The organism is Actinomadura violacea (genome assembly GCF_017573465.1).
Lineage (GTDB): Bacteria > Actinomycetota > Actinomycetes > Streptosporangiales > Streptosporangiaceae > Spirillospora > Spirillospora violacea.
Genome location: NZ_JAGEPF010000008.1, coordinates 150,138 through 163,157 on the forward strand (window position 1 = coordinate 150,138; position 13,020 = coordinate 163,157).

A 13,020-nucleotide genomic window follows, 5' to 3' on the forward strand; every position below is an offset into this window, starting at 1 on the left:
CGCCGTTTCCCCGCGCCGTCAAGGTGCCCGAGGTAGCGGGCCGGGCAAGGCGCGACAAAATGGTGGCATGAGGGTGCGCTGCGTCGGGGGGATCGTCCGGGACGGCGGTGGACGGCTGTTGCTGGTGAGGCGCGGCCGGCCGCCCGGCCAGGGCCTGTGGTCGGTGCCGGGCGGGCGGGTCGAGCCGGGCGAGGACGACGCCGCGGCGGTCGTCCGGGAGCTGCGCGAGGAGACGGGCCTGGACGTGGCGCCGGGCGCGCTCGCCGGGTCGGTGGACCGCCCCGGCCCCGGCGGCGCCGTCTACGAGATCCACGACTACGAGGCGCGGGTGGTGGGCGGCGTCCTGCGCGCCGGGGACGACGCCGCCGAGGCCCGCTGGGTCACCGAGGCGGAGCTGCGCGAACTCCCGCTGACCGAGGGCCTGGTCGAGGCGCTGGAGTCGTGGGGGCTACTGGGGCCGTGAGACGAACTCGGGCTCGGCGCCGTGCGGGAGCGCGTCGGGGCCCGGGTCGTCCTGCCCGCCGGGCGTGACGGTCTGGATCTTCTTGCGCCGCGCGATCCAGACGACGACCGCCGCGTACAGCAGCATCGGGGCGATGTCGGCGGCGACGGCCTGCCACGGCACGGCGCCCTCGTCGGTGTCGAGCTGCCCGACGGCGGCGGGGCCGAGGAACGCCAGCAGGTTGTTGAACACGTGCAGCGCGATGCCGGACTCCAGGCCGCCCGTCCGCGTCGCGAGCCAGGCGGCGATCGCGCCGAAGACGAAGATGTCGAGGATCCCCCAGCCGGTGTAGCCGTGCAGGGAGGTGAACGCGGCGGAGCCGATGACGATGCCGGGCCACGGGGTGCGCAGGACGGTGCCGAACGCGCGCGCGACCCGTCCGGTGCGGGTCTCCAGCGTGCAGGCGCCGACCGCCTGCAGCAGCCAGCCGCGGAAGACGACCTCCTCCGCCGACGACTGGAGCGGCACCAGCAGGATGATCACGATGGCGGCGGGGAGGAACCGCCCCCAGCCGACCCAGTGCTCGTCCCCGGACGAGCCGTCCGGGAGGAACGAGCTCGCGACGATCGACGTCGCGTACGACACGACGCAGAACCCGAGGGCGAGGCCGCAGCAGGTGAGCAGCCACCGCCAGCGCACCCGGCCGGCGACCGACGCCAGCGTGCCGGGCCTTCGCCGCTGCAGCAGCAGCGCGGCCAGCAGCGCCATCGGCAGGAACACCGCGATGGAGGCGAGGTTGAACGCCAGGTCGGCGGTCGGGTTCCCGAAGACGGTGCCCGAGTCCGATCCGGTGGTGTCGGGCGCGTCGCCGGTCACCACGACCCGGATGATGACGCCCACGATCATCATCGCGATCGCCAGCGCCATGCCCGCGGCGACGATCGCCGCGCTGCCGGCGAGCGGCCGCCACCAGCGGTGCAGCGGCGTCCGCGCCATCCGGTGGAACGGGGTGCCGGGCGGCGGGGCGGCCGTCCACGGCCCCTTCGGGCGCGGCGGCCCGTACCCGGTGAACCCCTGCGGGGCGTAGGCGCCGTAGGGCTGCTGCGGCTGCGGCGCGCCGTACTGGCCGGGGTAGGGCTGGGCCATCGGCGGGTACGACTGCGCCCCCTGGTAGGGGGGTGCGCTCTGGTGGGCGGGCCAGTTCCAGCCGGCGGCGGGCGCCTGCGGGACGGGCGGGGCGAACGCTCCGGGCGTCAGCGGCACCGGTGCGGGCGGCACCGGTGCGGGCGCGGGGGCCTCCGCCGGCGGCGGAGCCTCGGGCTTGTCCGACATGCCGGGATCGAGCGGGGCCCAGCCGTCCTCGTCCCCTGCCATCGGCACCTGTCCCCTCCCCGCGACGGTTCTCCCATGTGGGACGAATGGTACGTCCCGTCAGGACGCGGGGGCGTCGAAGCGCTCGGTCCGGGCCATCCCGGCGGCGCGTCCCTTGGCCGCGACGACGAGCGCCATCTTGCGGGACGCCTCGTCGATCATCTCGTCGCCGAGGGTGGCGGCGCCGCGCCCCTCGACGGTGACGTAGTGCTCGTAGGCGTCCAGGATCAGCTCGGCGCGGTCGTAGTCCTCCTGCGTCGGGGAGAACACCGCGTTCCCGGCGTCGATCTGCGCCGGGTGCAGCACCCACTTGCCGTCGAAGCCGAGCGCGGCGGAGCGCTTCGCGACCCGGGTGAACGCGTCCACGTCCCGGACGTTGAAGTACGGCCCGTCGATGGCCTGCAGGTCGTTGGCGCGCGCGGCCATCAGGATCCGCATCAGGATGTAGTGGTAGGCGTCGCCCTCGGTGTAGCCGGGCGGCTGCTCCCCCACCACCAGCGTCCGCATGTTGATCGAGGCCATCAGGTCGCCGGGGCCGAAGACCAGCGCCTCCAGCCGCGGCGACGACGCGGCGATGCCGTCGATGTTCACCATGCCCTTGGCGTCCTCGATCTGCGCCTCGATGCCGATGCGGCCCACGTCGAGGCCCATGGCCTTCTCGATCTGGGTGAGGAGCCGGTCGAGCCACTGGACGTGGGCGGCGTCCGACGCCTTCGGCAGCATGACCGCGTCGAGGTTCGCGCCCGCGCCCTCGACGACCTCGATCACGTCCCGGTACGCCCAGTGCGTCTCCAGGTCGTTGATCCGCACCACCCGGGTCTTGCCCGCCCAGTCGCCGTCGTTGAGCGCGGCGACGACGGTCTTGCGCGCGCCCTCCTTGGCGGACGGCGCGACGGCGTCTTCCAGGTCGAGGAAGATCTCGTCGGCGGGGAGCCCCTGCGCCTTCTCGATGAAGCGGGGATTGCTGCCGGGGACCGCGAGGGTGGTGCGCCGAGACCTCATGGGCCGGATGCTATCCAGCTTGTATGAGACGCTTTCCGCGTGGGTGAGCTGAACCGCGCACTGGTCGAAGAGGCGGCGAAGAAGTCGGGGCTGCTCTGGCTGGACCTGCCCGGCCTGCCGCAGCCGCGCGCCGCCTGGCATGTGTGGCACGACGGGTCGGCGTACGTGCTGACCGGCGGCGAGGGCGAGCAGCCGCTGCCCGGCCTGCCGGACGCCGACCGGGTCACGGTGATCCTGCGCAGCAAGGACAAGGGCGGCCGGCTCGTCACGTTCACCGCGGACTGCGCGCAGGTCGAACCCGGCACCGAACACTGGGACGAGGTCGCGCCGCTGCTCGCCAAGGACCGGCTGAACGCCCGGTCCCACGAGGGCCAGGTGGCGACCTGGGCGGACGAGTCGTGGATCGTCCGGCTGACCCCGGTGGAGCCGGTGGACGATCCGGACCCGGCCGCGTACGCGACGGTGCGCCCGGTGCCGACCCCGGCGACGACCGCGGGGCCGCCGCCGAGGATGTTCGGCGGCAGGCGCCGCGGAGCCGACCGGTAGCCGCCGAGCCCCGCACGCCCCTCACAGCGCGAGCGTGCGGCCCTCCGCGATCGCGCGGAGCTTGTCGGGGTTCGCGACCAGGTGGATGTCCCGGATCCGCCCGTCGTCGCCGGCGGTGCCGCTGATCGCGCTGATCGGCCCGTCCGGTCCGTCCACGACCACGGCCGGGCCGCCGTTGATCTCGACGCGGCGCAGCCGCCATTCGCTCGGGTCGACGCCCTCGTAGGGGCGTTCGGCGATGCCCGTGAAGAACCGGGCGATGCGCGCCGCGCCGTGCACGATCCTCCTTGGCGCGCGGACCTTGCCGCCGCCGTCGGTCCATAGCGTCACGTCCGGGGCGAGGGTCTCCATGAGCCGGTTGATGTCGCCGCCGACGACGGCGTCCAGGAACCGCTCGGTCGCGGCGCGCCGCTCCGCGCCGTCCGCCTCGAACCGGGGGCGGCGCGCCTCGACGTGCTTGCGCGCCCGGGTGCCGAGCTGCCGCACCGACGTCTCCGCGCGGTCCAGCGCCCGCGCGATCTCCGCGTACGGGTAGCCGAACACCTCCTTCAGCACGAACACGGCGCGCTCCAGGGGGCTGAGGGTCTCCAGCACGACCATCATCGCCATCGACACCGACTCGGCCAGCTCGGCGCCCTCCGCCGCGACGTCCGGCGAGGTCAGCATCGGCTCGGGCAGCCACGGGCCGACATAGGTCTCGCGCTGCGCGCGGGCGGACCGGAGCCGGTCCAGCGCGACGTTCGTGGTGATCCGGACGAGGTAGGCGCGGGGCTCGCGGACGTCCGAGCGGTCGGCCGCGGACCAGCGCAGCCACGCGTCCTGGACGGCGTCCTCGGCGTCGGCGGCGGTGCCGAGCATCCGGTAGGCGACCGCGAACAGCAGGTCGCGGTGCTCCTCGAAGACATCAGACATGATCGTTCAGCCTTTCCCGGCCGGGCACGCGCACCCGCCCTCATCCTCTCGGACGGGCCTGCCACCCGGATCGTGACATCACCGCGGCCACTTCCGGCCGCCGCGCCGCTTCAACGATCTTCCCCGATGGAGGATGTGGCGGGATGTCAAGCCGCCAGTGAACCCGCCGGACGGAGGAGCCGCATGCCATCGGGCCGCCTGCCGAACGCGCCGGAGTGGCGCGGGGCGGGCGCCGTCGCGCTCCTGCTCGGCGCGGGCGCGGTGGGGCTGCGGGCGTTCGCGGGGCTGTGGTCGGCGCCGTCGCCGCACCTGCCGGTGAAGCCCTTCCTCGCGGCCTTCGCCGTCCTGGAGGCGGTGTCGGCCGTCCTGCTCCTGGTCGCGCTCAAGCACGCGCTGCGCGCGCCGCGCCGCAAGGACGGCCCGGTGCCGAAGCCGCTGCCGGGCGACCGGCGGACGCGGCTGCTCCTCACCCTGATGGCGCTGGTCATCGCGGGCCTGCCGGTCGTGCTGCTGGCGGTCGCCGCCGTCCTGCACTCCGGGCACGGCGAGCGTCCGGTGACCGTGCCGCCGACGCACCCGTCGATGCCGGTGCTCCCGGCCGTGCCCGGGCAGCACCACGGATCGTCCGGGCCGGGCGGCTGGACGCCGGGCCTGGTCGCGTTCGGCGCCGTCATCCTGCTGCTCGTGCTGGCGGCCCTGGTCGCCGGGCGACGCCGTCCCGCCGGTCCGGCCCCGGCCGTGGCCGCGCCGGAGCCCGATCGCTTCGACGCCGCGGCCGCCGCGGCGGGCCGCGCGCTGCTGTCGGTGGACGATCCGCGCGCCGCGGTCGTGGCCTGCTACACCGCGATGGAGGACGTCCTCGCGAAGGCGGGCGCGGGGCCGCGCGGCAGCGACACGCCGAGCGAGGTGCTGGCCCGCGCGTCCGGCGCCGGGCTCGCCGGGCTGGGCGCCGCGGAACGGCTCACCGGCCTGTTCTACGAGGCCCGCTACAGCGTCCACCCGGTGACCGAGGAGCACCGGGCGCGCGCGCTGGCGGCGCTGGACGAACTGCGGACCGGAGACCGCTCGTGAAGGCGTTCGCCGTCGTGGTCGCGGCCGGGTGCGCGCTCGCGGCCGGCTACCTGGTCGCCGGGGTCCCCGGCGTGCTGCTGATCGCGGCGGCGCTGGCCGTACTCGGGCTGGCGGCGCTGCGGTCCGGCCTGCCGGCCGCCGTGCCGCCGCGCCCGCGTCCCGCGAAGCCCGAGGACCTCGACGACCCGGGCGACTTCGCCTCCTACCGGAAGATCGCCAACGCCCTGTCGTGGGCGGGCGTGTCGGCGCGGCACTACGACTCGGTGACGCGCCCGCTCCTCGCCCGGCTGCTCGCCGCCGGGCTGGCCGAACGCTACGGCCCCGGCCACGACCCCGCGCTGGCCCGCGCGTTCATGGGCGAGCGGCTCTGGCCGCTGGTCGACACGGGCCGCCCCGGCTCGCGCGACTCCTTCGCCCCGGGCCCCGACCCCGCCGTCCTGCACGAGATCGCCGACCGCCTGGAGGAACTGTGGCGACGCCGCTGACCCTCGACACCCCCGCGGGCGCCGCCGCCCGCTGCGCCGACGTCCTGGACGAGGTCGGACGCGCCGTCGTCGGGAAACGCGCCGCGGCGGAACTGGTGCTGACCGGCGTCCTGGCGTCCGGGCACGTGCTGATCGAGGACCTGCCGGGGCTCGGCAAGACGCTGCTGGCCCGCTCGTTCGCCGCCGTGCTCGGGCTGGACTTCACCCGCGTCCAGTTCACCCCGGACATGCTGCCCGCCGACCTGACCGGCGCCGCCGTCTACGATCCGCGCACCTCCGAGGTGGTGTTCCGGCCCGGCCCGGTGTTCACCCGGCTGCTGCTCGCCGACGAGATCAACCGCACCCCGCCGAAGACGCAGGCCGCGCTGCTGGAGGCGATGGAGGAGCACCAGGTCAGCATCGACGGGCAGAGCCGCCCGCTGCCGCGCCCGTTCGTCGTGCTGGCCACCGACAACCCGATCGAGTACGAGGGCACCTACCCGCTGCCGGAGGCCCAGCTCGACCGGTTCGCGCTGCGGATCCGGCTCGGCCACCTGACCGCCGACGAGGAGGGCGAGATGGTCGGGCGGCGGCTCGCGCGCGGCTCGGCCGCGCCCGCGCTGCGCCGCCTCGCGGGCCCGGACGACGTGCTGGCGATGCGGGAGAGCGTGGAGAAGATCCACGCCGGTGAGGCCGTCATCGGGTACGCGGTCGCGATCTCCGCCGCGACACGGGCGCACCCCAAGGTCACCGTCGGCGCCAGCTCCCGCGCCACGCTCACGTTCATGCAGGTCGCGCGGGCGCACGCACTGCTGGCCGGCCGCGACTACGTGCTGCCCGAGGACCTCAAGGCGGTCGCCGCGCCGGCGCTGGCGCACCGGCTGGTGCTGCGGCCGGAGATGTGGGTCCGGCAGATCACCGGCGAGGACATCGTCGCCGAGGTCCTCGCCGAGGTCCCCGTGCCGCGCGGCATCGAAGCCGGGCACGGCGGTTCGAGAGGGCAGGGCGCGGGCGGCGGGCAGGGCGGGCTTCCGGCGTGAGCGGGCACGCGCTGCGCTGGCGGCCCGCGCCGCACGCGCACCGGCTCGCCACGGCCGCCGTCCTGGCCGCGCTGGCGGCGCTGCTGACCGGCGAGCCCGTCCTGCTGCTGCTCGCCGCGCCGCCCCTCGGCGTCCTCGCCGCCGGCTTCGCGGCCGGGCGTCCCGCCACCGCCGCCATCGAGGTCGCGGTGCGGGCCCGGCGCTGCTTCGAGGGCGAGCCCATCGAGATCACCGTCGCGATCACCGCCGCGGGGCCGGTCGGCGGCATCGACGTCGGCATCGCCGGCGGCCCGGCGTTCGCCCTCGACGACCGCACGCTGGAGCGCGCCGGCGGCACCGTCACCGCCACGCTCGTGCTGCGGCCCCGGCGCTGGGGCCGCCACGACCTGCCGCGGCTGACCGTCGACCTCCGGAGCCGGCACCGCGTCGCCCAGGCCGTCGTGCCGATCGCGCTCGGCGAGGTCCGGGTCTTCCCGGCGGCGGCGCCGGTGCGGCCCCGGCTCGTCCCCCTCGACCTGCTGCGCCGGCTCGGCGACCACGTCGCGCGCACCGCCGGGTCGGGCGTCGAGTTCGCCGGCATCCGCCCCTACGCGCCCGGCGACCGGGCGCGGGACGTCAACTGGAAGGCCAGCGGGCTGCGCGGGCGGCTGCACGTCACCACGCGCGCCGACCAGCGGCAGGCCGAGATCGTCCTCGCCGTCGACGCGCTCGGCCCGCGCGGCGCCCTCGACCGCGCCATGCGCGGCGCCGCCGCGCTCGCCGCCGGCTACCTGCGGCTCGGCGACCGCGTCGGGATCGTCGCGTTCGGCGGCGCGCTGCGCTGGCTCGCGCCCGGGCAGGGCGGCCAGCACCTGTACCGGCTCGCGGAGGCGGTGATGGACGCCGGGCGCCCGGACGGCGGGACCGCTCCCGACCTCGCCCGGATACCGCGGTCCGCGCTGCCGCCCGGCGCGCTGGTGATCGTGTTCTCGCCGCTGCTGGACGAGCGGGCCGTCCAGACCGTCGAGGACCTGCGCCGCCGCGGCGGCCCCGTCGTCGTGATCGACCTGCTGGACCGCGAGCCGCCCGTCCCGCGGCGGCCCCGCCGCGGGCCCGGGAGCGGCGGGCCCGCCACCGGCGACCTGGCGATGCGGCTGTGGCGGCTCGACCGGCGCGCGCTGATCGCCGGGCTCGCCGACCTCGGCGTGCCCGTCGCGCACTGGGCGCCCGGCGACCCGCTGGACGTGCCGATCGGGACGTTCGCCCGTCCCGTCCCGGGCGGGCGCGCATGAGGACCGCGCTCGTCCTCACCGGATGCGCCGCCGTCGTGGCCGCCGTCCTGCCGGGGGCGGTGTGGGTGTGGGCGTGCGCGCCGGTCGCGGTGGCCGCGGTCGCCCTGACGGCCGTCGCGCGGGTGCGGGGACGGGCCGCGGCGTCCGCCGGGGCCGCGACCGTCGTGCTGTGCGCGGCGGCGCGTCCGGGGATCGCGACCGCCGCCGCCACCGGCCTGCTGCTCCTGGCGTTCTTCCTGCTCACGGACGCCATGGACGGCGAGGACGGCGGGGACGGCGCGGCGGCGGGCATCGCCGCGGCCTTCGCCTCCCTCGTCGCCGGCGCCGCGTGCACCGCCGTCGTCGCGGCCGCGCTCGCGCTGCCCGCCGCGTCCGACGTGGTGACCGTGGTCGCCGGGCTCGCCGCCGTGCTCGGCGCCTTCCGGCTGGCCCTGGGCTTCGGCCGAGGCGGCCGGGGCCAGGGCTAGTGCGAGCCGGCGAGGTGGGCGTCGGCGGCGCGCTCGATCGAGTCGCCGATCTCCCGGTCGGCGACGAGGCGGTCCTGCCAGCCGCGCACGTCGGTCTCCTTGCCCGGCTCCAGGTTCTTGTAGATGTCGAAGAAGTGCGCGATCTCGTCCAGGAAGTACGCCGGCACGTCCTTCAGGTCCCGGATGCCCTCGTAGCGGACGTCCCGCGCCGGCACCGTGAGGATCTTCGCGTCGGGCTCGCCGCCGTCGTGCATCCAGAACACCCCGACGCTGCGGACCGACACCTGGCAGCCGGGGAACGTCGGCTCCTCCAGCAGCACCATCGCGTCCAGCGGGTCGCCGTCCTCGGCGAGCGTGTCGGGGACGTAGCCGTAGTCCACCGGGTACTGCGTCGAGGTGAACAGCATCCGGTCCAGGCGGATCCGCCCAAGCCGGTGGTCCATCTCGTACTTGTTGCGGGATCCGCGCGGGATCTCCACGATCATCTCGATTTCCATCTTGTCCTCCCCAGCAGGGACCTACCCGGCGTGCCGGGCTCCCCTACTCCCCCGTGGCCGGAACGTGCAGTGCGAGCAGCGTCACGTCGTCGGACTGCTCGTACCCGGCGAGCAGCCGGGCGACCAGGTGGTCGACCAGCCGGCCGGGATCGGCGGCGGCGCCCGGCGGCGCCTCCGCCGCCGCCGCGACCAGGTCGCCGAGCCCGGTGTCGACGCCCCGCCTGCGGTTCTCCACCAGCCCGTCGGAGTACAGCACGACGGTGTCGCCGGGCGACAGCGAGAAGCTCGCCTGCTGCCGGTGGCTGGGCCAGCCGAGCGGCGTGCCCGCCTCGACGTCGCTGAGCCCCGGCGGGCGCCCCGCCGGCAGCAGCAGCGGCGGCGGGTGCCCGGCGCTGGTGTACAGGCCCTGCCCCGTCGCCGGATCGATCACCAGGTAGGCGACCGTGGTGAACTGCTCGGCGTCCTCGGTGGCGCTGAACAGCCGGTCCAGGCCGGACAGGACGGCGGCGGGCCGCGGATCGGTCAGCGCGAGCGCGCGCAGCGCGTTGCGCACCCGGCCCATGATCGCGGCGGCCAGCACGCCCTTGCCCATCACGTCGCCGAGGACGACCGCGAGCCGGCCGCCGGGCAGCTTGAACACGTCGTACCAGTCGCCGCCGACCTGCACGTGCCGGGTCACCGGGTCGTAGCGGGCCGCCATCCGCAGCTCCGGGGAGCTCGGCAGGTCGCCCGGCAGCAGGCTGCGCTGCAGCTGCTCGGCGGTGCGGTGCTCGCGCTCGAACAGCAGCGCCCGCTCCACCGCCAGCGCGCACTGCCCGGCCAGCGCCTCCAGGAACACCTGCTCGTCCTCGGTGAGGAACCGGGTCCGGGTGAAGGCGAACCGCAGCACCCCGATCGGCGCGCCCGCCGCGAGCAGCGGCAGCGCCACCCACGCCTGCTCGCCGGGGCCGCGCAGCATCTCGTCCGCCGCGGCGGCCTCGCCCAGCTGCCGCCGCAGCTCGCCCGGGTTCTCGGCGACGAACGGGCGGCCCTCGCGCGCCGCCGCCGACAGCACGGTCGGGTCCGCGACGGCGACGGCGTCCGGCCCCGCGTCCGAGCCCGTCTCGGTGCCCGCGTCGGCGCCGGTGCCGGACGGGTCGGCGGGGGCGATCGGGGTGAGCCGGGTCCGGCCCTCGTCCAGCAGCGCGACCGTGCAGCGGTCGACGCCGACCGCGGACTGCCCGACCTCCACGATGACCCGCACGACCTCGCCGACGGTCAGCGCCTCCGCGAGCATCGAGGTGGCCTGCTGGAGGCGCGCGGTGCGCAGCGCCGCCGCCGACAGCTGGCCGGTGAGCCGGCCGCGCATCTCCTCGGCGTCGCGGCGGCCGGTGACGTCCGTCCCGGCGCAGACCCATTCGATCACCGCGCCGTCCCGGCGGATCGGGACGGCCCGCACCTCGAAGTGCCGCCGCCCGCCGGACGCGGTGAGGACGCGGCAGTCCACCTCCAGGAGGCGGCCGTCGCGCATGCAGTCGCGCCACTCGGCGGCGACGCGGTCGTAGTCCTCGGGGTGCACCGCGGCGGTCCAGCCGCCTTCCGCGTAGTCCTCGGGGGTCTGGCCGGTGACGGCGCGCCAGTGCGGCGCGTCCTCGGCGGCGGTGCCGTCCGCGGCGGTCGTCCACACGACCGGGGTCGTCGCCTCGACCAGCGACCGGTACCGCTCGGTGCGGCGGGTGATGGCGTCCTCGACGCCGTGCCGGACGGTCTCGTCCTGGACGATCAGCGCCGCGCCGAGCATCGCGCCGCCGGGCCCGCGGACCGGCAGGCACGCGCACACCCAGACCCGCTCGCCGCACGCGTCCGCCCCGTCGAGCGGGCCGTCGAGCGGGCCGGGCGCGCCGGCGGGCTGCTCGCCGGGCGCCGGCGCGGGGCCGCGGACCTCCAGGCCCGTGACCGGCGGCCCGCCGTCCAGGACGCCGCGCAGCGCCGGTTCGAGGACCTCGGCGAACTCGCCGTCCAGCACCTCGCCGAGCCGCCGCCCGACCGGGTTCTCGGCGTCCTGCCCGGCGCCCCCGGCGCGCAGCAGCGCGCGCAGGGCCTCGTTGGCCCGGCGCAGCCGCAGCCGGCCGTCGAGGAAGGCGACGCCGAACGGCACCGCGGTGACCAGCGCGCCGAACAGCGCCGTGTCGGCCTGGGCCGTATCGGCCTGGGCCCTGCCGGCGCGGGACGTGCCGAGCCGAGCGGTGTCGCGGGCATCCGGGACCATCGCCTCATCCCCCGGTATCGATCCGGCCACCAGTCTAGACGTGGCCCCCGCCGGGACGCGGCGGACGCGGCAGCCGGGTCCGGCCGCGGCGGCGGGGCGCGGCGCCCGCCGCATCATCTGTCGGACATAAGCCGTCGATTGGGAGAAGTCGCACGTCAGCGGCGGTGCAGTTCCGCGGATTCCGCTGCGGGCCGCCGCACGGAAACCGAATATGAGGCCATGACCTTCCCGTTGATGCCGGGGTACGACCACATCAACCTGGTCGCCTCCCTCGATCCCGTCGCGGCCGTGCGGGACCGCGAGATCGGCGACGCGATCCTCGCCTACCCCCGGCTCCTCCCGGCCGGATCCCCCGACTTCGGGTACGCCGTCCAGGACGGCGCCGAGTGGCGGATCGGCTGCCTCGGCTCGACCGACCCGTCCGCCGCCCGCTACGGCCTGGCCGCGGACCTGCGCCGCGAGGCGGCCGGGGGCGGCCACGCGCCCGGCGTCGCGGGGGCGATGCTCGCGGCGGCGGGCCGGCTCGATCCGGAGGAGGGCGACCAGCTCGCCAAGGACGAGTGGGAGATCGGCGACCGGCGCTACCGGGTCATCCGGGTCGAGAAGTACACGCTGCTCGGCGACCGGGTGATGGAGCCGCCCCGGCCGACCGACACGCCCGGCGCCTGCGGCGACGGGCTGCTCCGCGGCCACCTGCTGGAGCCGGCGGCGCCGGCCGGGCAGTGGGAGGCGCAGCTGCGGCTGAACCTGGTCGGCTTCATGCCGGTGCCGGGATCGGTCCCGCGGATGGTGCTGACCGAGGCGCGGCACGCGGTGCGGACGCATCCGGGCGTGGTGCTGCTGCCGCCGACGTTCATCGCGGTCGAGGTGCTGTCGAACGGCTGGGCGCCGCTGACCGGCGGCGACGACCCGGACGAGACGCGGCTGCGGCTGGCCCGCTACTTCGCCGACCTGCTGCCGCGGCTGCGCGAGTTCCAGGGCGACCCGCCCGGCGCGGCGGAGCTCGCGGAGTGGGAGCGGGCCGCCGAGCAGATCGAGGCGGCGACGGGGCACGCGTTCACGGCGGCGGGCCGCGAGTTCCGCACCGTCCGCATCTCCCGGATGCTGCGGCTCGGCCGGGACGGGCCGGAGGCCCCGCGCCCCTCCGACCAGGAGCGCTACGGCCTGTCCGGCACCGCCTACGAGGACGAGGAGGAGGAAGAGGAGGAGACCTCGTGACGAGCGGGCGGCGCCGGACCGGGGGCACCGGGGTCAGAACATGCCGTTGGCGTTGGCGGCGGTGTCCGGGATCGGCTGCATCACGTCCCAGTGCTCGACGATCCGGCCGTTCTCGAACCGGAAGATGTCGACGATCGCGGTGCCGGCCTGCCCGGGCACCCGGATCCCGTGGACGTGCGCGATGACCCGGTCGCCGTCGGCGTACAGGCCCTTGACCTCGGCGCGCAGGTCGGGGAACTCAGTCCGGATCGTGTCGATGAAGCCGCGGAAGCCCTCGACGCCGTCGGCGATCCGCGGGTTGTGCTGGACGTAGCGGTCTCCGATCAGCCGGGCCGCGGCGTCGAAGTCCTTGCGGTTGAGCCCGGCCTCGTAGAAGGCCAGGACGGTCGCCTTGTTCGCTTCCTGGTCGGCGGCGGTGGTCATCGCGGTCCCCTTCAGTTATCTGAACAGCTGTAGCGCTACGACTGTAGC

At 76.1% G+C, this 13,020-nt stretch carries 14 protein-coding genes; 8 read left to right on the plus strand and 6 right to left on the minus strand.

Translation table 11 applies throughout. The annotated features are described in order from the left end of the window. Positions 1-67 precede the first annotated feature (67 nt). Entirely contained in the window at positions 68-463 is a 396-nt protein-coding gene (locus tag J4709_RS13845) for an NUDIX hydrolase (protein WP_208240879.1), read from the plus strand. Here the strand turns inward: J4709_RS13845 and J4709_RS13850 are convergent. Beyond that, positions 449-1,816, minus strand: coding sequence for a CPBP family intramembrane glutamic endopeptidase (locus J4709_RS13850; protein WP_232383487.1), 1,368 nt, complete (start codon positions 1,814-1,816; stop codon positions 449-451). The genes J4709_RS13845 and J4709_RS13850 overlap by 15 nt on opposite strands. A gap of 57 nt (positions 1,817-1,873) precedes the next feature. Continuing rightward, complete coding sequence (locus J4709_RS13855; RefSeq protein ID WP_208240881.1) at positions 1,874-2,815, minus strand: HpcH/HpaI aldolase/citrate lyase family protein; 942 nt, start codon at positions 2,813-2,815, stop codon at positions 1,874-1,876. Positions 2,816-2,854: 39 nt separating this feature from the next. Between J4709_RS13855 and J4709_RS13860 the strand changes: the two genes are divergently transcribed. Then, on the plus strand, positions 2,855-3,361 hold the full coding sequence (locus tag J4709_RS13860) for a hypothetical protein (protein WP_208240882.1): 507 nt from the start codon (positions 2,855-2,857) through the stop codon (positions 3,359-3,361). Positions 3,362-3,382: 21 nt separating this feature from the next. Here the strand turns inward: J4709_RS13860 and J4709_RS13865 are convergent, their stop codons facing one another. Continuing rightward, positions 3,383-4,273 (minus strand): RNA polymerase sigma-70 factor, encoded by an 891-nt coding sequence (locus J4709_RS13865; protein WP_208240883.1) that lies wholly within the window; start codon positions 4,271-4,273, stop codon positions 3,383-3,385. 183 nt (positions 4,274-4,456) lie between these two features. On the opposite strand from J4709_RS13865, the gene J4709_RS13870 reads away from it, so the two are divergent. From J4709_RS13870 to J4709_RS13890, 5 genes are read left to right on the plus strand one after another with little or no spacing between them, the layout of a single operon-like run. Beyond that, complete coding sequence (locus tag J4709_RS13870) at positions 4,457-5,344, plus strand: DUF4129 domain-containing protein (RefSeq protein WP_208240884.1); 888 nt, start codon at positions 4,457-4,459, stop codon at positions 5,342-5,344. Then, the gene (locus J4709_RS13875) at positions 5,341-5,829 is read left to right on the plus strand and encodes a hypothetical protein (RefSeq protein ID WP_208240885.1); all 489 of its coding nucleotides are present in this window, start codon (positions 5,341-5,343) and stop codon (positions 5,827-5,829) included. The genes J4709_RS13870 and J4709_RS13875 overlap by 4 nt, the downstream gene beginning before the upstream one ends. After that, a complete protein-coding gene (locus tag J4709_RS13880; protein WP_307801220.1) occupies positions 5,814-6,848 on the plus strand; it encodes an AAA family ATPase in 1,035 nt (344 codons plus the stop codon). The genes J4709_RS13875 and J4709_RS13880 overlap by 16 nt, the downstream gene beginning before the upstream one ends. Next, positions 6,845-8,119: a DUF58 domain-containing protein gene (locus tag J4709_RS55570; protein WP_208240886.1), complete on the plus strand. Its 1,275-nt coding sequence runs from the start codon at positions 6,845-6,847 to the stop codon at positions 8,117-8,119. The genes J4709_RS13880 and J4709_RS55570 overlap by 4 nt, the downstream gene beginning before the upstream one ends. Continuing rightward, positions 8,116-8,586, plus strand: coding sequence for a hypothetical protein (locus J4709_RS13890; RefSeq protein WP_208240887.1), 471 nt, complete (start codon positions 8,116-8,118; stop codon positions 8,584-8,586). Before J4709_RS55570 ends, J4709_RS13890 begins: the two co-directional genes overlap by 4 nt. On the opposite strand, the gene J4709_RS13895 is transcribed toward J4709_RS13890, so the two are convergent. Next, a complete protein-coding gene (locus J4709_RS13895) occupies positions 8,583-9,083 on the minus strand; it encodes an inorganic diphosphatase (RefSeq protein ID WP_208240888.1) in 501 nt (166 codons plus the stop codon). The two genes, J4709_RS13890 and J4709_RS13895, sit on opposite strands and share 4 nt — an antisense overlap. A gap of 43 nt (positions 9,084-9,126) precedes the next feature. Next, positions 9,127-11,331 (minus strand): SpoIIE family protein phosphatase, encoded by a 2,205-nt coding sequence (locus J4709_RS13900; RefSeq protein WP_208240889.1) that lies wholly within the window; start codon positions 11,329-11,331, stop codon positions 9,127-9,129. 219 nt (positions 11,332-11,550) lie between these two features. Between J4709_RS13900 and J4709_RS13905 the strand changes: the two genes are divergently transcribed. Continuing rightward, positions 11,551-12,549 carry a DUF5954 family protein gene (locus J4709_RS13905; RefSeq protein WP_208240890.1) on the plus strand — a complete coding sequence of 333 codons (999 nt, stop codon included), beginning with the start codon at positions 11,551-11,553 and terminating at the stop codon, positions 12,547-12,549. 33 nt (positions 12,550-12,582) lie between these two features. Here the strand turns inward: J4709_RS13905 and J4709_RS13910 are convergent, their stop codons facing one another. After that, entirely contained in the window at positions 12,583-12,972 is a 390-nt protein-coding gene (locus tag J4709_RS13910; protein ID WP_208240891.1) for a nuclear transport factor 2 family protein, read from the minus strand. Between the last annotated feature and the right edge of the window lie 48 nt (positions 12,973-13,020).

Excerpts from the sequence above, each read along its gene's own strand:
- J4709_RS13855 (WP_208240881.1), bottom strand. The coding sequence starts at position 2,815 with ATGAGGTCTCGGCGCACCACCCTCGCGGTCCCCGGCAGCAATCCCCGC.
- J4709_RS13850 (WP_232383487.1), bottom strand. The coding sequence starts at position 1,816 with ATGGCAGGGGACGAGGACGGCTGGGCCCCGCTCGATCCCGGCATGTCG.
- J4709_RS13890 (WP_208240887.1), top strand. The coding sequence starts at position 8,116 with ATGAGGACCGCGCTCGTCCTCACCGGATGCGCCGCCGTCGTGGCCGCC.
- J4709_RS13870 (WP_208240884.1), top strand. The coding sequence starts at position 4,457 with ATGCCATCGGGCCGCCTGCCGAACGCGCCGGAGTGGCGCGGGGCGGGC.
- J4709_RS13845 (WP_208240879.1), top strand. The coding sequence starts at position 68 with ATGAGGGTGCGCTGCGTCGGGGGGATCGTCCGGGACGGCGGTGGACGG.
- J4709_RS13900 (WP_208240889.1), bottom strand. The coding sequence starts at position 11,331 with ATGGTCCCGGATGCCCGCGACACCGCTCGGCTCGGCACGTCCCGCGCC.
- J4709_RS13905 (WP_208240890.1), top strand. The coding sequence starts at position 11,551 with ATGACCTTCCCGTTGATGCCGGGGTACGACCACATCAACCTGGTCGCC.
- J4709_RS13910 (WP_208240891.1), bottom strand. The coding sequence starts at position 12,972 with ATGACCACCGCCGCCGACCAGGAAGCGAACAAGGCGACCGTCCTGGCC.
- J4709_RS13895 (WP_208240888.1), bottom strand. The coding sequence starts at position 9,083 with ATGGAAATCGAGATGATCGTGGAGATCCCGCGCGGATCCCGCAACAAG.
- J4709_RS13865 (WP_208240883.1), bottom strand. The coding sequence starts at position 4,273 with ATGTCTGATGTCTTCGAGGAGCACCGCGACCTGCTGTTCGCGGTCGCC.